This window comes from Streptomyces sp. NPDC006691, assembly GCF_042869955.1.
Lineage (GTDB): Bacteria > Actinomycetota > Actinomycetes > Streptomycetales > Streptomycetaceae > Streptomyces.
On the sequence record NZ_JBIAGW010000017.1, the window covers coordinates 143,636 to 165,268 of the forward strand.

The 21,633-nt window shown below is 70.0% G+C and carries 16 protein-coding genes; 7 read left to right on the forward strand and 9 right to left on the reverse strand.

Translation table 11 applies throughout. The features are described from left to right. Positions 1-97 precede the first annotated feature (97 nt). Positions 98-1,348 (reverse strand): phosphatidylserine/phosphatidylglycerophosphate/cardiolipin synthase family protein, encoded by a 1,251-nt coding sequence (locus ACFYNP_RS29770; protein WP_388789748.1) that lies wholly within the window; start codon positions 1,346-1,348, stop codon positions 98-100. Positions 1,349-1,813: 465 nt separating this feature from the next. Between ACFYNP_RS29770 and ACFYNP_RS29775 the strand changes: the two genes are divergently transcribed. Continuing rightward, complete coding sequence (locus tag ACFYNP_RS29775; protein ID WP_388789751.1) at positions 1,814-3,448, forward strand: glycoside hydrolase family 20 protein; 1,635 nt, start codon at positions 1,814-1,816, stop codon at positions 3,446-3,448. Positions 3,449-3,613: 165 nt separating this feature from the next. Here the strand turns inward: ACFYNP_RS29775 and ACFYNP_RS29780 are convergent, their stop codons facing one another. Continuing rightward, a complete protein-coding gene (locus ACFYNP_RS29780) occupies positions 3,614-5,122 on the reverse strand; it encodes a cryptochrome/photolyase family protein (RefSeq protein ID WP_388789754.1) in 1,509 nt (502 codons plus the stop codon). 343 nt (positions 5,123-5,465) lie between these two features. Between ACFYNP_RS29780 and ACFYNP_RS29785 the strand changes: the two genes are divergently transcribed. Then, complete coding sequence (locus tag ACFYNP_RS29785; RefSeq protein ID WP_388789757.1) at positions 5,466-6,461, forward strand: NAD(P)H-dependent flavin oxidoreductase; 996 nt, start codon at positions 5,466-5,468, stop codon at positions 6,459-6,461. 140 nt (positions 6,462-6,601) lie between these two features. Here the strand turns inward: ACFYNP_RS29785 and ACFYNP_RS29790 are convergent, their stop codons facing one another. Genes ACFYNP_RS29790 through ACFYNP_RS29800 form a run of 3 tightly spaced genes read right to left on the reverse strand, consistent with a single transcriptional unit; the run spans position 6,602 to position 8,940 of the window. Beyond that, complete coding sequence (locus ACFYNP_RS29790; protein WP_388420207.1) at positions 6,602-6,976, reverse strand: hypothetical protein; 375 nt, start codon at positions 6,974-6,976, stop codon at positions 6,602-6,604. Then, entirely contained in the window at positions 6,973-7,929 is a 957-nt protein-coding gene (locus tag ACFYNP_RS29795) for a fatty acid desaturase family protein (protein ID WP_388420208.1), read from the reverse strand. Before ACFYNP_RS29795 ends, ACFYNP_RS29790 begins: the two co-directional genes overlap by 4 nt. 48 nt (positions 7,930-7,977) lie before the next feature. Next, positions 7,978-8,940, reverse strand: coding sequence for an iron-containing redox enzyme family protein (locus ACFYNP_RS29800; RefSeq protein ID WP_388789760.1), 963 nt, complete (start codon positions 8,938-8,940; stop codon positions 7,978-7,980). A 417-nt stretch (positions 8,941-9,357) separates the two neighbouring features. Between ACFYNP_RS29800 and ACFYNP_RS29805 the strand changes: the two genes are divergently transcribed. Further along, on the forward strand, positions 9,358-9,948 hold the full coding sequence (locus tag ACFYNP_RS29805; protein ID WP_388789762.1) for a pyridoxamine 5'-phosphate oxidase family protein: 591 nt from the start codon (positions 9,358-9,360) through the stop codon (positions 9,946-9,948). A gap of 77 nt (positions 9,949-10,025) precedes the next feature. Here the strand turns inward: ACFYNP_RS29805 and ACFYNP_RS29810 are convergent, their stop codons facing one another. The 3 genes from ACFYNP_RS29810 to ACFYNP_RS29820 all read right to left on the reverse strand — a co-directional run bounded on the left by ACFYNP_RS29810 (position 10,026) and on the right by ACFYNP_RS29820 (position 13,141). Continuing rightward, positions 10,026-10,952 (reverse strand): LysR family transcriptional regulator, encoded by a 927-nt coding sequence (locus ACFYNP_RS29810; protein ID WP_388789765.1) that lies wholly within the window; start codon positions 10,950-10,952, stop codon positions 10,026-10,028. Positions 10,953-11,120: 168 nt separating this feature from the next. Next, positions 11,121-11,771, reverse strand: coding sequence for a cyclase family protein (locus tag ACFYNP_RS29815; RefSeq protein ID WP_388789768.1), 651 nt, complete (start codon positions 11,769-11,771; stop codon positions 11,121-11,123). A 149-nt stretch (positions 11,772-11,920) separates the two neighbouring features. After that, positions 11,921-13,141 (reverse strand): MFS transporter, encoded by a 1,221-nt coding sequence (locus tag ACFYNP_RS29820; protein WP_388789772.1) that lies wholly within the window; start codon positions 13,139-13,141, stop codon positions 11,921-11,923. A gap of 137 nt (positions 13,142-13,278) precedes the next feature. On the opposite strand from ACFYNP_RS29820, the gene ACFYNP_RS29825 reads away from it, so the two are divergent. The 3 genes from ACFYNP_RS29825 to ACFYNP_RS29835 all read left to right on the forward strand — a co-directional run bounded on the left by ACFYNP_RS29825 (position 13,279) and on the right by ACFYNP_RS29835 (position 17,665). Beyond that, positions 13,279-14,211 carry a LysR family transcriptional regulator gene (locus ACFYNP_RS29825; RefSeq protein ID WP_388420214.1) on the forward strand — a complete coding sequence of 311 codons (933 nt, stop codon included), beginning with the start codon at positions 13,279-13,281 and terminating at the stop codon, positions 14,209-14,211. Positions 14,212-14,623: 412 nt separating this feature from the next. Beyond that, positions 14,624-16,042, forward strand: coding sequence for a hydrogenase expression protein (locus tag ACFYNP_RS29830; protein ID WP_388789775.1), 1,419 nt, complete (start codon positions 14,624-14,626; stop codon positions 16,040-16,042). Between the two features lie 402 nt (positions 16,043-16,444). Then, complete coding sequence (locus ACFYNP_RS29835) at positions 16,445-17,665, forward strand: RICIN domain-containing protein (RefSeq protein ID WP_388789778.1); 1,221 nt, start codon at positions 16,445-16,447, stop codon at positions 17,663-17,665. 302 nt (positions 17,666-17,967) lie between these two features. On the opposite strand, the gene ACFYNP_RS29840 is transcribed toward ACFYNP_RS29835, so the two are convergent. Continuing rightward, positions 17,968-18,303, reverse strand: a complete 336-nt coding sequence (locus tag ACFYNP_RS29840; protein WP_388789781.1) for a hypothetical protein — start codon at positions 18,301-18,303, stop codon at positions 17,968-17,970. Between the two features lie 545 nt (positions 18,304-18,848). On the opposite strand from ACFYNP_RS29840, the gene ACFYNP_RS29845 reads away from it, so the two are divergent. After that, positions 18,849-21,614 carry an N-acetylmuramoyl-L-alanine amidase gene (locus ACFYNP_RS29845; RefSeq protein ID WP_388789783.1) on the forward strand — a complete coding sequence of 922 codons (2,766 nt, stop codon included), beginning with the start codon at positions 18,849-18,851 and terminating at the stop codon, positions 21,612-21,614. Positions 21,615-21,633 lie beyond the last annotated feature (19 nt).

A 21,633-nucleotide genomic window follows, 5' to 3' on the forward strand; every position in this document is an offset into this window, starting at 1 on the left:
AAGGCGTGGAGCTCCTCGGTGCCAGGAGACGGCTGCCCGATCACCAACGCGGCGTAGACGTGATGCGCCGCCCGCGCGGCCGCCACGAGGCCGAGACCTACAGGAAGCGGCGGATCGGCGCGACGGCGACCTCTTTGGCCCGCTGGAGCGTAGAGCGCCGCTTCCAGCGTCCGCGCGTGATGAGTTCGCTGTGTTCCAGGTCCTCTGCGAAGTGACTGTCCAGCTTCGCCGTGAACGCCTGGTCCAGGACGGCGAGCATGACCTCTTCGTCGTGGTCGAGGGAGCGGCGGTTGAAGTTCGTCGAGCCGACCAGTGCCATGGTCCGGTCGACGGTGACGACTTTGGTGTGCAGCATCGTCGGCTGGTACTCGAAGATCTTGACTCCGCACGCGGTCAGGTCTTCGTAGTAACGCTGCCCGGCCAGTTGGCAGACCCGCTTGTCGGTGTAGGGCCCTGGCAGCAGGATCTCGACCTCGACTCCGCGGCGGGCGGCAGCGCACAGCAGCTCGATGAAGTACGCGTCGGGCGCGAAGTAGGCCGTGGCCAGCCGGATCCGTTCCTCCGCCGATTCGATCACTACCCGGAACAGGGTCTGCATGTCCTGCCAGCCGAAGCTGGCAGAGCCGCGCACCACCTGTACGACAGCGTCGCCCTGCGGGATGTGCGCGGCGAACCGGTCGCGGTCGTCGAAGAGTTCCTCGTGGCACTCGGCCCAGTTCTGCGCGAACGCGGCAGCCAGCCCATCCACCGCGGGTCCACGGACCTGGACATGGGTGTCGCGCCATTCATCAGGGTTGCGGGCATCGCCGCACCACTCCTCGGCGATGCCGACACCGCCGGTGAACGCCGTTTCCTCGTCGACGACCAGGACCTTGCGGTGACAACGGTGGTTCTGCTTCAACGGCGACAGGTAGAGGGGCTTACGGAACCACGCCACCCGCACCCCGGCGCGCTCCATCAAGTCCAGCTGCTCCTTCTCGATGAGCCGGCTCCCGAACCCATCCAAGAGGAGCCGCACCCGCACCCCGTGCCGCGCCCGGTCGGCGAGGGCGTCCGCGAACCGCTGCGCGATGTCGCCCTTCCAGTAGACGAACGTCATCATGTCGACCGTGTGCTTGGCGGAGCCGATACGGTCCAGCATGGCGGCGAAGATCTCGTCACCATTGCGCAGCGGCACCAAAGAGTTGCCCTCGGTCGCCGCGATCCCTATCAGTCTCTCCAGTCTGCGTCTCGTGCGCCGGGCCCGTTCCTCAAGAACCGAGCTCGACTCCGCGACAGCGGTGGCCGGAGGCCGGACAGACTCGGTTGCTTCTGCCGGCGATGCGGGAGCACTCTGCGCGTGCGTCATGGTCGGACCTTCCCAAACGTTGGCCAAGAGGACGAACCCGGCCGACCGTAGCCGGGGTCGCCAGACAGCTGACTGTATGGACCTGTCCGGCGCGCGGATCCATCGGGGCGGCGAACCACCCGCTTCGGCGGATCCGATGTGCCCGAACGGGGCGGCTGCATCGGGGCCCGTCGCCGACTGATGCCTGGCACGGCCCGAGATTTCGGCACCTCGACTGCCACCGTGGGACCGCCACGGGCGGCACCGGGGACGGAGTGCTCCATCCCGAGAACGGGCCGCAGCACGCGGAGCTCCCATCCGATCCGCTGGACCCGCCGGATGCACGGAATGGAGGCTTCCGCTCAGTGCGGACCGCCGGTGCGCGGAGACCACCGGCCGTGCGCCGCCGTGCCGCACCCCGTCCGGGTCGCGGTCTCCCGGCCCGCGTGCCAGCGTGGTAAGGCGAATGGAGCGGAGCGGAGGACCATGTCCGTACACAGGAATGCCCACCGTTACACCGTGGCGACGGTCGCCGTCTCGGCGCTTATCCTCGCCGGTTCCGGGACCGCCTCCGCGGCGGTACCGGCGGCCCCCGAGCGGCCCGCGGCGACGGCTGCCACCGGTCCACCGGCCGTGGTGCCCGCCGTCCGCGCGTTCAAGGCCGCTTCCGGCCCGGGCTGGCGCCCGCAGCCCGGTTCGCGCGTGGTGATCGACGCGAAGAGTCCCGGCCTGGCGGACGAGGGCGAGCTCCTGGCCCGGGAGCTGGGGCTGGCGTACGGGAAGACCGCCGCTCCTGCGTCCGGGGACATACGCCTGGCCCTGTCCGGTTCCGCCTCGGGCCCGGCGGAGTCGTACGGGATCACCGTGAGTGGTGGCCGGGTGGATGTCACCGGCCCGGACGAGGCGGGCGTCTTCTACGGCACCCGTACCGTCAAGCAGGCCGTGCGCACCACGGGAGCGCTGGCCGAGGGCACGGTCACGGACGGTCCGGCCAAGCCGCAGCGGGGCCTGAACCTCGACATCGCCCGCAAATACTTCACCCCGGGGTGGATCGAGGCACGGCTGCGCGCCATGGCCGACCTCAAGCTCAATCAGCTGGTCCTGCACATCTCCGACGACCAGGGGTTCGGAATCGAGATCAAGGATCCGCGCTACGCGAAGAGCGTCTCGGCGGCCCGCCTGAGCCAGGCGCAACTGACCGGGATCGTCAAGCTCGCGGAGTCCCTCCACATCACGGTGGTGCCCGAGATCGACTCCCCCGGACATCTGGGAGCGGTGCTCAAGTCCTTCCCAGATCTGCGGCTGAAAGACGTGAACGGCCGGATCGTGCAAGGTGCGATCGACATCTCCCAAGCCGGCGCCGGCCCGGTGGTCGACGCGTTGTACAAGGAGTTCCTGCCACTGTTCCCCGGTGGTGCCTGGCATCTGGGCGGCGACGAGTATCAGGCCCTGACCTGGCGGAACCCGGAGGCGTCGTTCCCGAACCTCGCGGCTGCGGCCCACAGGCTGTACGGACCGGGTGGCACGGTCAAGGACCTCGCCACCCGCTGGCTCGACGACAGGGCACGGGCGTTGGCCCCTTCCAAGAAGCGGCTCAAGGCGTGGAACGACGGCTTCTACACCGGTGGCATCGCCAAGGCGGACGCGGCCATCGAGGCCGAGTACTGGACCGGTAAGGAGATCGGCGCCCGGCTGCCCGAGGGGTATCTCGCCGAGGGACGCAAGGTGGTCAACCTCAACGACGCGTATCTGTACTACGTGTTGGGCCAGCCCAACGACTTCACGTATCCGACCGGTCAGGCGATCTACCAGGAATGGACCCCCGCGGTACTGCGCGGCAGCCGGCCGGTCCCCGACGCCGCCCGCTACCAGGACTCCATCCTGGGCGCCCGGCTGGCCGTCTGGTGCGACAGGCCGGAGGCGCAGACCGAGGGGCAAGTGGCGAGCGGGATCAGGCTGCCGCTGGCGGCTCTGTCGCAGAAGGTATGGGACGCCGGACAACCCACCCGCTCCTGGAGCGCTTTTCAAGAACTCGTGAGTCGGGCCGATCCGGGCGGCGGCCCCGCTCGGGCCGGTGCGACCGCTCCTGCCGGTGGGGCTTCCGCAGCGGGCAGTCCTTAGTGAGCAGTCCACGGACGGAGTGGCGTGGCTCGGTGCCCGCCGCTCGCGCGCGACTCGCGGACTCGCCCCCGCGAATTCCGCCGGCCCCGCGCACGTCGGATGGGCCCAGGCGGAAACCCGACGCCTGTCCGCCGCGTCACACCGATGCGATTCCCCCAGCATCGCTCAGTCCTCGCGCGCGGCTTCCTGCGCCAGCAACGCGTCGAGGTCGCGGAGCCGGTCGAGGCCCCGCACGGCCTGCACCATCCGGGCGTTGTGCTCGAACCGCTCGCGGTGGCGGTGCAGGAGGTTCCAATATCCGGAAGTGAACGGGCAGGCATCTTCGCCCACGCGCACGGACGGCTTGTACCGGCACGCGCCGCAGAAGTCGCTCATGCGATCGATATAGGCGCCCCCGGACGTGTAGGGCTTGGTGGTCATCCGTCCGCCGTCCGCGTACTGGGACATCCCCACCACGTTCGGCACCATGACCCAGTCGTACCCGTCGACGAAGCTGCGGTGGAACCAGTCGGTGACGGCCCGGGGCTCCCATCCCCGCTGTAGCGCGAAACTGCCCAGGACCATCAGACGCGGGATGTGATGCGTCCAGCCGGTCGCCCTGACCCGTTCCAGCACGTGGGAGAGGCAGTTGGCGTCGGTGCCCTCCGAGGACAGCTCCGTGAACCATGCGGGGAGTGCCCGGTGGTGGCGCAGGGCGTTCGCATCCCGGTACTCGTCACCAAAGTGCCAGTACAGATGCCAGACGAACTCGCGCCAGCCGGCGATCTGTCGCACGAAACCTTCCGCACTGTTCAGCGGGACGTCCCCCGACCGCCAGTGCGTCTCGGCCAGTTCGACGCATTCGGCGGGGTCCAGTAGTCCGAGATTGAGCGAGGACGAGAGCAGGCTGTGGCTCATCGTGGCGTCCTCGGCCAGGATCGCGTCCTCGTACGCGCCGAAGGTGGCGAGTCGACGCTCGGCGAACCGGTGCAGCGCGGCCAGGGCCTCACGGCGTGTGGCGGGGAACGCGCGCGGTGCGTCCTCTCCGACGAACTGGACGTCGCCGTCGCGTGACCAGCGGTCCAGATCGGCGCGCACCTCGTCGTCGATCGCGCTCTCCCTCGGCCGGTAGGGCGGGGGAACACCGAGCGCGGTGGCGCCGCGCGGCGGCGGCTGCCGGTTGTCGTGGTCCAGGTTCCACCGGCCGCCGGCCGGTCGGTCCCCCTCCATCAGCAGGTCGTGCCCCTGGCGGACCCATCGGTAGAAGTCCTCCTGACGCAGCTGCTTCGTGCCGCGGCCCTCCGCCCACGACCTGAAGTCATCGTGCGTGACGAGAAATCCGCGGGCCGGCAGGACGCGCACCGACGGAAGGGATCGGACGAATCCGAGTGCCGCATGCGAAGTGGGGTGATGCACCGTCACGGGTCCCTCCCCCACGGCTTCCAGCCCCTCCCGGTAGGAGTCCGCCTTGACGTACCGCACCCGATCTCCCAGCTCGGCGGCCCGGTGGCGCATGGCCGAGAGGATCAGGTGCGCCTTCGCACGGTGGAACCGCCGGCGCCGGAACACACCGCGCGCCTCGATCATCAGTACCGGCACTTCCCGGCGCGGGCCGCCACGCGCCGGATCAAGGAAGTGCGGCCCGAGCTGGTCGCCGAACAGCCAGTGGGCCACTGCCGGTTCTTGGGATGCCATGCCACTCCACCCGTCGTCGTCCGTCGTCGGCCACGCCCGTCCTGTCCCGGGTCCGGCCGTCCACTGCCGATCCAACTGCACGAAGAGGCTGTCGGCACGGCACGCCACACGAGTCACCGCGCGGGCCACTCACGCGCCGCACGACCGGGAACAGCCATCGGGGCAACGAGCCCCGCACCGCCCGCCCTCGGTCCGACCCGGCACCGCCCCGGCCCGTTCCAGCACGTGGGCAGGCGACCGGGCGCGGCACCGTGGTACGCCGCGTGGCCGGTTCCGTCCGGTGCGGACGGCCCGGTTGGTCGATTCCGCCCGGCGCCGGGGTCCGAGAGGAATCATGAGGGCCATGGTCTTGTCGACGGATTTCACCGAGATGCTGGGCGTGCGGCACCCGATCGCACTGGCGCCGATGGGAGGTGCGGCCGGGGGCACACTGGCGGCCGCCGTGTCCCGCGCGGGCGGACTCGGACTTGTGGGTGGCGGATACGGCGAAAAGGATTGGCTGGAGCGGGAGTTGTCGGTCGTGGCCCAGGGCACCGACCGGCCCTGGGGCGTCGGCTTCCTGGCCTGGGCCATCGATGTCCGTGCGGTGGAGGGCGCGTTGGCGTTCCGTCCGGCGGCGGTGATGTTCTCCTTCGGGGACCCGGCCCCCTTCGTCGATCGCGTCCGTGACGCGGGCGCGGCCGTGCTGGTCCAGGTCACCGATCTGGAGGAGGCCCGGCGGGCCGTGGACCTGGGAGCCGACGTCATCGTGGCGCAGGGCACCGAGAGCGGCGGGCACGGTGCCCGTCGCGGACGCTCCACCTTGCCGTTCGTCCCGCTCGTGGTGGACCTCGCGGCTCCGGTGCCCGTGCTGGCCGCCGGGGGGATCGCCGACGGGCGGGGGGTCGCCGCGGCACTGGCCCTGGGCGCCGCGGGCGCGCTCATCGGCACCCGCTTCCAGGCCACCACGGAGGCGTCGGTCGGCCGCTCGGTCCGCGAGGCACTCCTCGAAGGGCGTGGACAGGACACCGAACGCAATGGCGTGCTGGACATCGCCCGTGGATCCAGCTGGCCCGTCGAGCGATACACGGCTCGCACGCTCGGACACCCCTACCTGGATCAATGGCGCGGCAGGGAGGCCGAGTTGGCCCGCGACGGGAGCGCGCCCCTGCAGTACCGGGACGATGTGGCGCGCGGTGTGATTCCGCCCGAGCCGGTCTGGGCGGGCGAGGCGGTGGACCTGATCACGGATCTTCCCTCGGCCGCCGAACTCGTCACCACGATGGCCGCCCAGGCCGAGGACGCGCTGGCGCACACCGGGCGGAGGCGGCCGGAGGACGGATCACACGCCGCCGGCTGACGTCACTCGTGCTGCCCAGGCGAGCCCATCGCCGCGGTGGCCGCCGACCACGCGGATTTCCCCACGACCGGGGCCACCTCGCACGGGAAGAGGGCGGCACCACCTCGCGAGGTGGTGCCGCCCCGTGCCACCGTCTTTGTTCAGGCCGCCTCCGTCCATTGAGCATCGGCAAGGGCCGCCCTGAACGACGCACGGCTGCGGGTGAGTTCCGCGACCAGGGCGCGGCCCACCGCCGCGGAGCCCGGGAGGGCGGGGACGTCGACCTCCCAGCTCGACCACCAGGTGCCCCCGGCGGGCCTGTTCTCGCGGAAGACCGCCTGAATGCGCAGCCGGGTCGTGGTGGCGGTCGGCCGGGTCAGCCGGATGAGGAACTCCGCCTCCGGGACCTCGATCCGGATGGTCTCCCCCACGCAGGACATCCCGCGGGCGTCCGGGACCGCTTCGCCGCACAGGCGGTTCGCGTGCCGGATGGCACTGCCGCTCACCACGGCCGGGCGGCGCCCCGCCGCACTCACCGGGTGCTCCGTCCCGGCTGCCGGACCGAGGCGGCGCGGTTGCGCCATGCGGCGCGGGCGGCCTTGCGGTAGAACGCGGCGTAGCTGCGCTCGACGTGCACCGCGTGCCGTTCGGCCTCCGGGTGGCGCTCGCGCAGCCGGTTGATCGGGACGACCATCGCGGCATGGTGCTCGATGTGCAGATTGTTCCCGTTGGTGAACCAGGTGGTGAGCCAACTACCGCTGATGGAGCGGGTGTTGCGCAGTACGTCGGTGGTCTCGGTCTCGCACAGGAGGTGTTCGGGAAGTTCCACGAGGAAGTGCATCGGTATGGCGACGAGGAGCGGCAGCAGCCACAGGCGTAGCAGGGTCTCACCATGTCCGAGCGCGACGGCGGTTGCGGCGGCCACCATGATCAGGCCGAAGAGACGGTATTCATTGACGACCTCGCGCCGCCTGCGCTCGGCGATCTGCCCGGCGTCGTAGGTCCAGGTGCCGGTGCAGCTCGCGACCACCTCGCGTACGACGACGAGCAGGCGTGCGTAGTCGAACAGGCCGCGCAGCAGAAGGGCGGGAGTGATGGGTTTGCGGCTGTCGAATCCGAAGAACTCGGAGTCCTGCGGGGTCCCCAGGAAGCGGTGGTGCTGAAGGTGGCGCACTCGGTAGTGGCTGTAGGAGACGAGCAGGGGGACACCGAGGGGGACGCCGACGAGCCGGTGGGGTCGGGCGGTGCGGAAGGCGGAGTGATGCAGGCACTGATGCTGGAGCTCCACCATGTGCGTGTAGACGGCACCCAGGATCAGGACGCCGGCCGCGGTGAGGACCGGGCTGGGCCGCAGGGCGAGGTAGCCGCCGCCTACGGCCAGGGCGACGGCCAGGGTCAGTTTGAAGATGAAGACGGTCTGGTCCCAGGCCAGGACCCGGCTCTTACGAAAGAGTTCCTGCGGGGGTCGGGGGGAGGCCGTGACGGCCATCGTGATTCCTTCCTCGGTGAGGCGGTTCTTCTCGACGGGCAGCACGGGTCAGTGCGGCAGCCGCAGCATGGCCTCCCAGATGCGGCGGTAGTAGGCGTTGGCGACCCGGACCCGGGTGGCGACGCCCAGGGAGATCTCGCGCAGGAGTTCCGGGGACTTGTCGACCAGCGGGACGAAGACCCCTTCGAACCACTCGGCTCCGTGGTCCGCGTCGACGTGGACGTGGATGCGCTGGTAGTCGATGACGTCGGCGGGCACATGGAGGCGGTTGCAGCCGTCGACCATGGCCTGGAACCGCGGGGACGCGCTCTGTTCGAGCACGCCCATGGCACCGAGGGCGCGCGGGTTGAGGTGGCGGTGGATGCCGTACATGAGGAGCAGGCAGGCGTTCTCGAAGGCTTCGGGGCAGAAGAGCGCCTCCTGGCCGATGCCGGCGTCCGCGAGCCGGGCACGCATGTAGACGGCGGAGTGCTCGAACATCCGGGTGTGGACCTGGTCGATGTCGCCTTCGCCCATCTCGTCCCAGTAGTTCTCGGCGATGGTGAGTTTGGTGTGTCCCTGGGTGCCGATCTGGACCATCGCCATCAGGTCGTCGAATTTGCTGTCGACGAGCTCCTCCCCCATGAAGAACAGTGCCATCTGTTCGAGGGTCGCCTCGTTGGCGAGGTAGTCACAGAATTCCGGCTGGGTGTGCCGGTCGGCGACGTCGAGGAACCAGGTCCGGAACTCGGCTCCGCTGGAAGGGAGTTGTAAGGGGTCGACCTGGCCGTCCTCCCAGGCGAGCCAGGCCTCCTCGATCGCGGTGATGGCGGGGTCGGTGTTGAGCCGGGGTATGTGCGCGAAGTCGGCGGGGCCCGCCATGTAGGCGACGTAGTGGCGGTGCAGGCGGCTCAGCAGAGTTTCGCGTGCCGCCGCGTCGGGGGTTTCCCCAGCGCGGGGGAAAGCGCGGGAAATGCTGTCGGACCAACTATCGACGGGTACGGCGGTAACGGCGGTTGCGGTCACGGACATTGCCTTTCCATCGGGGGACGATCGGCTGCCGCATCGGTTGCCGTATCGGTTGCGGCATGGGGACGACCGGGAATCCTGTGGGGTCTTCGGGCCTGGGCAGCGCCGCGCGTACGTCCCTGTTCCCGGTCACGTTTGCGGCCTCGTACAAGAGTGTTCCGCCGGTGAACGCAAGATCCCGCACACTTCAGAAGGTCGAAACAGTCAGATTCCAACGCAATGCATCATCCGCAGAGCGGAAGGGGCGACCGGGCGCGGAGGATCTGCGCGAATGGGAGGCAACTGCCGCGCCGGGACGCTCCCGGAAGATCCTCCTCCCCCGAAAATAGAACGTTCACCAACCACGCACAGTTGTTGTGGGCAGCTCACCAGGGGCAAGACGGTTCCTACGACGCCGGCTATCAGGGACGGGACGACCTCATGCCCGAGCGAGATTTCTACAATCAGGGAGCACGACGTGTTCAGGACGCGCTGGAAACCCGGCCGCTGGCCGACCACATAGCGGGCAAGTACGTCACCGAGGACCTCGACGAATCGGCCGCCGGGATTGTCACCGCTGCCGCGTGCTTCTACCTCGCGACGGCGGACGCACAGGGATTCCCCGACTGCTCGTACAAGGGCGGGCTCCCCGGTTTCGTCCACGTCGTGACGCCGGACCTCCTGCGCTTTCCCAGCTACGACGGGAACGGCATGTTCCGCAGCCTGGGCAACATGGTGGAGAATCCCCGGATCGGCATGCTGTTCATCGACTACGACAAACCCATCAAGCTCCGTGTGAACGGCATCGCGCACATCTCCACGGAGGCCGCGCTGCTCGACGCCTTCCCCGACGCGGACGCCGTGGTGGAGGTCCGGGTGCGGCAGGTCTTCGAGAACTGTCCGCGCTATCTGCACGACATGCGGTGCGAGCGCTACTCGGACTACGTGCCGCGCCCCCACCGGACACCGCCGGACCCGCAGTGGAAACTCAAACCCGAGTACGACGGGCTGGTGCGGCTCAAGAACGGCTGACCTTGCGCGTCCCGGGCCGGAGGGGGGTCCGGGACGCGGACCGGCCGCCGGTCACGTCCGGCCGAGACGCCCCCCCCTCAACTGCCGTGCACCGCACCCGACATACGGGCACAGGCCCGCTTGAACCGCTGTTCCAGGACGATGAACCAGCTGGATACGGCGGCCGCCTCCTCGGCGACCAGGACGACGGTGCGCGAGGGCGCCGGGATGCCCGCGCCGTCCACCGAACGGCTGAGACCCTCGCGCCGGATCAGCGCGGACGCCGGCACATAGGTCACCGCGCTCAGGGTGAGTGCCATGTCCTGGGCCAGATTCCAGTCGTCCGTACGCCCCACCGGGCGCACCAGCACGCCGTGCCGGGCCAGGTGGGCACTGATCAGCCGGTCGCAGTCCGAACCGACCCGCGGCAGCACCCAGGGAAATCCCGAGAGCGACTCCGGGCCGCTGCGGATGGCCATCGACACCAGGCCCGGCGGGCCCACCAACACGAACGGCTCGTGGCGCAGCGGCACGGTGTGCAGCCCGTCGAGCTCGGCCACGGGGAGGCCGTCCGTCTCCTTCACCGACACCGCGGCCTGGAGGACCCCGGCCTTCACCAGGTCCCGGCCCTCGCACGGCGCCGTCTCGAACAGCTGGAGGTGGAAGGGCAGTTGGTCCTCGCCGCGCAGCGCCGGGAGCACACAGGTGCCCATCGCGGACGGGAAGGCGCCGAGGGCGATCGTCGGTCTGCGCTGCGGCTGGGTGGACGGCGCTTGGTGTCTGGCGACCGAGGTCTGCCACAAATCGGCTATCCGGGCGGCGACTTCAGCGATGATCGAGCCTTCGTCGGTCAGCCGGATACCCCGGCCCTCCGGCTCCACCAAGGCGAATCCGCACTCCGAGCTCAGCGACTTGATCTGCTGGGACACCGCGGAGGGTGAGAGGTGCAGTGCTTTGGCCGCGGCGTGGATGCCACCGTGGCTGCGCACCGTGTGCAGGGTTCGCAACTGCTGAAGGTTGGCCATTGCTCCGCTCTCGTAGAGGATCGAGCAGGGTGCGACGGTCGTGCCCGGAGGGTCTCCATCGCCGGAACAACCGTCCACGCGGCCCGGCGGGTGTGTGCCGGGCGCTGCGCGCGGGTGCCTCGCGGCACCCGATGTCGCTCTGATCCTCGGAACGGTGCGGAGCGTGGATCACGCCCCTCGGTCGGTATGCAGGAAGGCGCGGACCGGGAACGTGCCCAGGCCTGCGAACTTCACGGGTACCGCGGTGAACCAACCGTCCCGCGCGGGCACGGCGGAGAGGTTGGTCAGGTGCTCGACCAGCGGGATGCCGACGCCGAGCAGGCGCGTGTGCGCGGGGCGTTCACGCCCCGTGGTGTCGTCGATGTTGGTGGAGTCGATGCCCACCACGGCCGGTTCGGCCTCGGCCAGCAGCGCGGCCGAGGCGTCGGACAGATGGGGGTGACGTCCGCTGCCGTACGTGTCGGTGCCCCAGTGTCGGGACCAGCCGGTCCTGATGAGTACCGCGCGGCCGGTCAGCTCCGCTCCCGCGAAGGCCTCCGGCGGGATCTCCCGCCGGTCGGTGTCGACCACCGTGACCGGCACATGGGCGACGCGGGCCAGGTCCAGCTCGGCGAGGTCGTACCCGTCGGCGTAGCGGTGATGGGGCACGTCCATGTACGTACCGGTCTGCCCCATCATGCACACCATGCCCAGGTGGAACTCGGTGCCCGGCGCGTAGTTCGCACGGGACCGCTCCCGTGAGATGTGGTCGGTGAGCACCGGCTGGGGCAGTCCGGGGTAGGCGGTCGCGCCCGGCACTATCTCGTGGCTCAGGTCCACGAACACCCCACTGGAGCCAGGGTGGCGCGAAGCCGTCCGCGTGCGGGGTGAAGAGGAGCTGTTCACCATGAAGGCTGCCTTTCCCGTCCATCGAATGTAAGGATCACTGCGCCGGAGTGCCACGCACAACCCCGGCCGATACGAATTGGCTAGATGTCCCCCGTTCCCTGGCCCATACCTTTCCGCCGCTTCGCCGCGCCCGCCCGGCCGACCCGGCGCTCGAACCTCGCGTCCCGCAGCGCGAGGTGTACGGCGAGCAGGATCAGGACGGCGCAGCCGGTGAACGCCCCGTCCAGCCCGACCAGTTGGGAGCAGACGCCGACAGCCAGCGAGCCGATGCCGGTGCCCGCGTCGTACGCCATGTTCCACAGCGTGCTCGCCCGCCCGTGCCCACCCTGCCGCGCCCGCCGGAACATGACGACCAGGGTGTCGTTCTGCAACGCTCCGAAACCGGCGCCGTACACCGTCGCGGCCACGGCGGCGACCACCACGGCGCCGCCGTCGAGCGCGGCCGCGGCCCCGAAGCCGCCCATGCCCACCGCGCACGCCAGCAAGCCGGGCACCAGCAGACGCCCGAGGCCGGCCCGGTCGTTGACGACCCCCGCGGCCCACCGTCCGGCGACGACGGCGGCCGACAGCAGGAACAGGGCCCACGGCGCGGCGGAGGGGCGTTCGAGCGCCAGGGGCAGGAAGGACGTCACACCGCCGAGGGCGCAGGCGGCGACGATCAGGAGGACGAACGGGCCGGCCAGGTGCGAGGAGCCGCCGCCTGCCGACTCCTCCCCCGCCGGGTCACCGCCCCGCGCCCGCGCACCGGCCGGCTCCTCGCGCACCCTGATGCCTGCGGCCAGCGGGGCGGCCAGCACGCTCAGCGCACCCGCGGCGAGGAAGATCGGGGTGAAGCCGATGTGCTGGGCGCCCCAGACGCCGAGCGGTAGACACAGCACCTGTGGGAGGCCCACGGCGACGCCGTAGTACCCGACCCCGCGCCCACGCCTTTCCGGCGGGACCAGTTCGGCCACCAGCGCGCTCCCGGCGACCGCGACCATGCCGAAGCCCACGCCGCGCACGGCGCAGATCGTCAGCACCCAGCCCAGATCCGTGGACAGCGGATAGGCGAACGTCGGCAGGCCGAGGAGCAGGGCGCCCTGGACGAGGATCTGGCGCAGCGTGAACCGGGCGAAGAGGCGCCGCATGCACAACTGGACGCCGACCGTGGTGGCCATCGTCATCCCGGTCGCGGCACCCACCCCGGTGTTACCCGAACCGCCTTCGGCCGACCACAGGGGGGTCACGGAGAGCAGGGGCGCGTAGTTGGAGAACGTTCCGAACGTCGCGGCGAGCAGCAGAAGGAAGCTTCTGCCACCCATGCCGGCCGCTCGTCCGGTACCGGCACGGCGGATGCACTGCTGTGTGGAGGGGCCCATGCCTCCAGTTCTAGGAGCCCGGCATCCATCACGTCCAACGAACAATTGCGATGCGAACGATCGAGTTCTACGATCACGCTGTGGAACTGAAGCACCTGACGACCTTCACCGCGGTGGCCCGGCACATGAGTTTCACCCGGGCGGCGGAAGAACTGGGCTACGTGCAGTCGAGCGTCACCGCGCACATCAAAGGGCTGGAGCGCGACTTGGACGCACCGCTCTTCGAACGGCTCGGCCGCAGGGTGGCGCTCACCGACGCCGGGCGCGCACTGCTCCCCCACGCGCAGACCCTCCTGAACGACGCCGAGCAGGCCGCCGACGCGGTGAGAGCGGCCTGCGGCAGCCCGGAGAACGTCCGCGGGACCCTGCGGATCGCCGCCCCGGAAAGCCTGTGCGCCCACCGGCTGCCGCCCGTCCTGCGCGCCCTCAAGGACCGCTTTCCACTGCTCCAGGTCATCTTCGGCCCGGCCAGTCGCGGAACTCTCCTGGCAGCTCTCGGCGAAGGCACCCTGGACGCCGGATTCCTCCTGGAGGAGGAGGTCGGCGGCCCCATGCTGACATCGAAGGTGCTCGGCCATGAGGAGCTGCGCCTGGTATCGCACCCGGACCATCCGATCGCGGGACGCACCCGGGTACCCACCGCGGACCTGGCCGGGGAGACGCTGCTCCTCATCGAGAAGGGCTGTGCCCAACGCGAGGTGATGGAACGAGAGTTGACGTCGGCCGGCGTCCACCCGGCGCGTATGGAGTTCGTCAGCACCGAGGCGCTCAAGCGGTGCGCCGCGGCGGGGCTCGGGATCGCGCTGCTGCCCGCGGCCGCGGTCGCGGACGAGATCCGGCGCGGCGAGCTCGCGCCCCTGGCGTGGACGCACCGCCCGGTCCTCGGCGTCCACCTGGTTCTCCACAAGGACCGGCAGCCCACCGCCGCGCTGCGGACGCTGACCGCGCTGGCCGAGGAACGCTGGTCGGCGCCCGACGCCCTCGACACCCCTGCGAAAGCGCCGGGCGCCTGAGGCCGCAGCCCGGCCCTGCCGCGCCACCTGTCCCGCCGGACCGCTGCACCCCGCGGCCCGAGGAGGCGCACGCCTCCCCCGGACTGCCGCACGTCGAGCCGCGTCGGCCGTCGGCCATCCGAGCCCGGGCGGCGCCCCCGGAGTCAGAACGGGCGGCCGGCATGGCCGCCCCCGGCGCCGGTCTTCTGCCACCTTGGGAAACAGACGCGGGGCGAGCACGTCCCCAGCCCGGGCATCCCGCAGGCACACCGGCCGCGAGGGGTCCCTCCGCGAGGCCGATCTCGCCCGGTCCATGCCCCGCGTGCCACCCTGCCGACCGTCCATCGCACAATTGGTGTTCTCTGCCGCCCCTCTGACAGCGATTCAGCTACCAGCAGGGCAGGCATACCGAAGAAGTCGCTACGCACATGGGATGAGTATGTGGACTGCCCTGGAGCCCCCCGCCACCACCGTCGCCCCCGGTGACAGCGCCGTCGTCAGGCTGCGGGTGCGCAATACGGGGGACACCGTCGAGGAGTACCGGCTCACTCCGGTCGGGGACGCCGCCGGGTGGGCGCGGATCGAGCCGGCCGTGCTGCGGCTGTATCCCGGGGCGGAGGGCACCGCCGACCTCACGTTCGCGCCGCCGCGCACCTCGGACGCGATCGCCGGGCCGAGTGTGTTCGGTATCCGGGTCGACCCGCGTGAGCATCCGCACGAGGCCGATGTCGTCGAGGGGCGCCTCACCATCGGGCCGTTCGCCGAGATGCGTGCCGAGCTGGTGCCGCGCTCGGTGCGGGGCCGGCGTCGTGCGCGGGGCCGGCTGGCCGTCGACAACCTCGGCAACCAGCCGCTGACCGCGTCGTTCTCCACGCGTGACAACGGTGACGCCGCCAATGTCGAGGCCAACCCCACCGCGGTGCAGGTCGACCCCGGCCGAGCCGGTTTCGCGGAGGTGGAGCTCACCGCGGTGAACGTGAGCTGGTTCGGCGGAACGCGTCAACACCCGTTCACCGTGGGGGTGTTGAGGTCCGGCGACGCGGCTCCGCAGGAGCTGCGCGGTACCTACCTCCAGCCGTCGGTGTTCCCGCGCTGGGTCCTGGCGGTGGGTTCGATCCTGCTGGCGCTGCTCGTGGTGTTCGTGATGATCTGGCTCCGGCACGACACCGGGGTCAAGAGCCAGGCCTCGGAGCAGGCGCCCGCCAAGCAGATACCGCTGCCGCAGGGCTCGCAGAGCCCGCTGCCGTCCGCGCCGCCCACTCCGTCGACCCAGCCGGCTCCGCCGCCGCCCTCGGCCCCGGCGCCGCCGGCGCCCAAGCCGAAGCAGGATGGCGGCGGGTCCGGTGGCGGTGGTGGGGGCGGGGGCGGTCCGAAGAAGCCGCAGTACGACCCCACCAAGCTGGTCCGCATCCAGTCCGGCCTCGGCAAGTACCTGACGACGAAAACGTCCGACGCACGGGAGGGGCGGAACGTCACGACTTGGGGCGAGATCAAGGACGACCCCACGTGGGACCAGTACTGGTACGTCCGGCCGCTACCGCGCGACGAGTTCGCCTTCACCTCCTCCTCAGAGCCGTGGGCCGTCGTCGACAACTTGCGGGAGGGCAACCAGATCCAGATGTGGGGCGCGGTCGGGCGCGAGCCCAGCCTCACCAACGGTCAGATGACCAGCAACCAGAAGTGGTCGATCCAGCCGATCGACGGGGCGGACGGGTTTGTCCGCCTGATCAGCAAGGACGGGGGCTGGTGCATGTCCGACCTCTCGCCCAACGACACCAAGCTGCAAGTCGCGGAGGTCCGCCCCTGCGGCGCCCTCCCCGCCGACCAACAACGCTGGCGCATAGTCCCCTGAAAAACCTCAACAGCCCGAACAGCTCGCGCATCGCGGCGGTCTGCCTGTCCACCGCCGCTGCGATGCGTGGGACGCCGACGCCGCGATGCGCCGGGCCGGCCGGACGTCGACGCCGCTTGGCGTTGCGCCTCGATCGCATGCGACGGCCCCTCCGGCGGCGTTCGACGCTCTACCACCCGGGGCCTGTTGCATGACCGACTGGACCGAGCAGGAGATCCTTGCCTGGCGCCTTCCCGTCGTGGCGTTTGGCCGAGCCCTGCACCCGTTCCGGACAACTGCCCTGAATGCACCTGCCGTTGTGGGCGGGGCGGCAGGACAGTGGCGTGTATGCAGCATCCAGAAGTAAAACCAGCGACAGCCGTACGGCGCGAGAGTGCCCGGCGGGGCCTGATCACTGTGGTCGTGGGCGCTCTGTGTGCCGCCTTCCTGTTGGTCGGCGGGGGAACCGCGTCAGCGGCGCCGCCGGACAGCAACCGGATGGCGACCTGGAACATGCAGCGCGCCTCCGGCCGCTGGACCTACGCCCTTGGCCTCTCGGACAACGCGAGCGTCGTGGCCCTGCAGGAGGCATCCGTCACACCGCCGGCCGGATCGGTGTCGCTGGGCCGTATCGGCCGCAACATCCGCGCCTACCGGATCCCCGCCACCCGCACCCGCGGTGAGCGCTTCCTGTACATCCTCTACCAAGGCGCCAACCCGGCCCGGGGTGTGAACCCGGCCATGATCACCTCGTTCCGGCCCGACCGGGTCGAGGAGATCGCCGGGGTCTACCGGTCCGCTCTCGGCGTCGTACGCCAGGCGGACAACACGCTGTTCGCGTCCATCCACGCCAGCGCCAGCGGAGGGGGCGACGCCGCCTCCCTCGTACGACGCGTCGCCACCCGCAGCCGACAACTGGCCCTCGGCAACTGGGTCGTCCTGGGCGACTTCAACCGCGCGCCCCGCTCCCTGCCCGTAGGCGGAACCACCGGCATTCCCGCCAACGCGCACATCTACGAGAGCGGCGGGCCCACTCAACTCAGCGGCGGACGCCTCGACTACGCCGTCTCCAACGTCCTGACCCAGAACTGGCAGGCAGCCCGCGGAAACCCCCGCGGCAGTGATCACTGGCCCATCACGTTCTCCGCGCTGCGCGCCGGAGCCGGCCCGGCCCGCTTCACCCTCGGCGACAACGGAGGAAACGGCAGCGTCCTCGACGTCTACCAGGCCCGCAAGACCAACGGGACGCACATCATCCTCTACCACCCCGACAACGGCACCAACCAGCAATGGACCCTGCGCCCCGACGGCTATCAGAACCGGTCCAACCGCATCGTCAGCGTGAACAGCGGCAAATGCATGGACGTCGACAACGGCGCCGCCAGCAAGGAAGGCGCCCAGATGAACATCTGGGACTGCCACCGCCACGGCCCCACCACCGACACCCAGAACTTCGTCCTGGAACACCCACTCCCGCTGTTCCCGAACCTGACCACCATCACCGACGAGAGGACCGAGTACCTGCTGAACGTCGCCGGCAACGGCACCGCGGACGGCACCCCCGTCATCCAGTACGAGCAGCAGTACGGCCCCCTCCCCTACCCCGCCGACAACGAAGCCTTCTACCTCCACCCCACCAGCTGACAGGACGCCCTGGGATGCGGTTTCTCCCCCTGGGAAGAAAAGGCATTCCAGGATGTCCGGCGTCGGGGCGCGGTGACCGGGAGCCCGCTGATCGCCGTTGAAACAACGTTCGTTGCAACGACCGTCACCGGAACTCCAGCGTCAGGCGTACCCGTCCCATGGAGACGGCCCTGCACCCGGTACGCCGACCCACGACATGGGTGACGCCTGACGGCAGCCGCCCGGAGACGGTCAGTGTTCGCCGGCCGCGCGGGCCGTCGCCGGAGTGTTCTGCCGGACGGTCCGAGTGCGGGGTGGGGCGGTCACGCCGCGTAGAACATGGCGATGCCACAGCCGATGAGCCCTGCGACGAACATGACCGCGGCCGTTGCCTCCCAGGTCGTGGCCCTGGGCAGCCGGGCCCGCCCGTACCCCAGCATGGCGAGCGCGCCGGCGAAGGGCAGGACGGCCGCGATGAGCATCACGGCCCCGATTCCGGCGGACGCGCTGTGCGTGGACGTCGGATCCGCGAGGAGCTGTTGCGCCCCGCTGAGAGCGAGTGGCAGGAGTGCGAGGAGGGCTGGGAACGCCGACACGACGAGCATGACGGCGGTGGCCGGCGCTCCGCGTTCCTCCTGCGGGGGAACGGTGTTGATCACGCCACTTCTCCTGCCAGACGCCGATGCGGGGGTGTGGAAGGCGATGTTCGAGGTGAACAACGCCCGCATTCCCCTCGCGAAAATGTTGACGATGTTGCTGTTGCATCGGGATTACCTTGCCGGGCCCAGTAGTTGGACCATCCGACCCGGACCTTATAGAGGACCAAAAGATCCCTGGTGCCCACAAAACGGACTTGTGGATCTTCACGACGCCTGCACATATCGAATCGTTACCCAAGGGCCGGAACCAACCCCTCCACAGGGAATTCAAAGGAACGATCGATGGCAAATCGGACACCACGCTTGCCGAAACCGACACCGCGACTGCCCGCGGCGACTGCCAGGTGGCCCGCAACCCGGCCCCAACCAGATGCACTTGATCTCAACTCGTGTTCCCCGCTGCTAGCGTCCTGGTGTCTCAGACGTGACACATAGGGGGGCGCCGTGATGCGCCGGAAGATCGAGGCAGGTCGTTGACTCGTACACACCGCCGGTCGGGGAAGGCTCTTCCCATCGGCATAGCAGCGACGCTCATCGCGGGCTCCGTGGCGGCCATCGGAACGTACGCGCTGGCGGATCCGTCCAGCAGCGCGGCCGCTGCGCTGGATCCCGCCGCAGGACTCCAGCGCGAGTTCGCGGCCGCCGCGCAGGAGTTCCACGTGCCGCAGAGCGTACTGATGGGCGTCTCGTACCACTTGACCCGGTGGGAGACGCACCAGGGGCAGCCCAGCACGGCCGGGAACTACAACGTCATGGGTCTGACCCAGGTGACGGCGAAGGACGTCGAGGAGCCGACCCGGGCGGAGCGGCTGTCGCACCTGAACATGAGCGGCGATCCGGCCCGGATGAAGAAGTTCAATCCGGCCCGGGCCCTACAGGCCGGCAAGGACCAGGCGGACACCGCCGATCCCCGGCTGCACACGCTCGACACGGCAGCCGAACTGACCGGCACGTCGGCCGACGCGCTGCGCACCGACCGCGCGGAGAGCGTACGGGGCGGCGCGGCGCTGCTGGCCTCGTACGAGAAGGAGGCCACCGGCTCGCTGCCGAAGGACGCGGGCCAGTGGTACGCGGCCGTCGCCCGCTACAGTCAGGCCCCGGACGCCAAGGGCGCCCAACTCTTCACGCAGCGGGTCTTCCAGACCATCAACCGCGGCAGCAGCCGGGTCACGGCGGACGGGCAGCGGGTCGTCCTGGCCGCAGACCGGTCGGTCACTCCCGTCAAGCCGACGAAGATGAAACTGGCCACGACGTTCGCCAGTACCGCAGTCGCTCCGACGCCCGAGTGCCCGGCGGGGCTCAACTGTGACTTCCGGCCCGCCGCGTTCAAACAGAACAGCAAGGACCCGGCGGACTACGGCAATTACGACGTCACCAACCGTCCCGCCGACGGCGTCGACATCCGCTACATCGTCATCCACGACACCGAGGGCGGCTACGACAGCTCGCTGAGTGTCTTCCAGGACCCGACGCAGTCCGCCAGCGCGCACTACCTCATCCGTGCCTCCGACGGCCTGGTCACCCAGCTCGTTCCCACCAAGGACACCGCCTGGCAGGCAGGCAACAAGACCCTCAACATGCACTCGATCGGCATCGAGCACGAGGGCTACGCCATCAAGGCGGGCAGCTGGTACAGCGAGACCCAGTACGAATCGTCGGCAGCACTGGTGAAGTACCTGGCCACCCGATTCAACATTCCGCTGGACCGCGAGCACATCATCGGTCACGACGAAGTGCCCGGCCCGCTCGACGCCAACGTCGCCGGCATGCACTGGGACCCGGGCCCGTACTGGGACTGGAACCACTACTTCAGCCTGATGGGGGCGCCCACCGGCGACGGCGGTGCGGGCAGCCCGGTCGCGGCCGGCCAGGAGATCACCATCGCTCCGCCGTTCACCACAGCCAACCAGCCGACCATCGTGTACTGCACCCCCGCCTGCACGACGCAGGCACCGCACCCGGCGAACTTCCTCTACCTCTACTCCGACGCCTCCACCAGTTCACCGCTGATCGCGGATCCGTATCTGCGCGGTGGTGCGACAGGCACCACACAAGGCCCGGACTGGGCCGCCAAGGCCGTCACCGGAGGCCGCTACGTCATCGCCGCGGTCAAGGGCGACTGGACGGCGATCTGGTACGGCGGCAAGCAGGGCTGGTTCTACAATCCCGGCGGCCAGCGCACCGCCCCCGTCGGCAGCACCGGACAACCGGTCGTGACTCCGAAGGCCGGCCGCGCCTCCATTCCCGTGTACGGCAGGTCCTACCCGCAGACCGCCGACTACACCGGCACCCAGGTGCCCGTCCAGAAGGACACCGACAAGGCGCTGGCGAAGTACGCCATCAAGGCGGGCCAGGCCTACGTTCCCGCCGGTCCGGCCGTGGCCGGGGACTACTTCTACGCGATGAACTACGACAACAGCGCACCCGGCGACCACAAACTCGTCACCGGAACCACGAAGTTCATCCCGATCCGCTACAACCACCGCCTCGCCTGGGTCCGCGCCGACGATGTGCAGCAGATCTCCAGCACCCGGCCGGCGAACGGCGCGACCCGCTCCGACCTGCTCGCCCGCGACAGCGCCGGCACGCTCTGGCAGTACCAGGGCAGCGGCGCGGCCGGCACCCCGCTCCTGTCCCGCTATCGGATCGGGGGCGGTTGGCAGGCCTACGACGCCCTGATCGACCTGTCCGGATTCCGCGCCAACGCCACCGGTGACCTGATCGCGCGGGAACCCTCCGGGACCCTGTGGTACTACAGGAGCACCGGGAACATCGCGGCTCCCTTCGCCACGCGGATCAAGGCCGGGACCGGCTGGCAGATCTACAACAGCATCGTGGGCGTAGGCGACGTCTCCGGGGACGGCAAGGCGGACCTGATCGCCCGGGACGCCTCGGGCAAGCTGTGGCTCTACCGCGGCACCGGCAACCCCGCCACCCCCTTCGCCACCCGCCTCCAGATCGGCACCGGCTGGGGGATCTACAACACGCTGGTCGGCGGGGCCGATCTGACCGGCGACGGCAAGCCGGACCTGATCGCCCGGGACCCCTCGGGCAACCTGTGGCTCTACCGCGGCACCGGCAACCCCACCGCCCCCTTCGCCACCCGCCTCCAGATCGGCACCGGCTGGGGGATCTACAACACGCTGGTCGGCACCTCCGACCTGACCAGCGACGGCAAGGCGGACCTGATCGCCCGGGACCCCTCGGGCAACCTGTGGCTCTACCGCGGCACCGGCAACCCCACCGCCCCCTTCGCCACCCGCCTCCAAGTCGGCACCGGCTGGGGGATCTACAACACGCTGGTCGGCTGACACACCGGCCGGCAAGGCC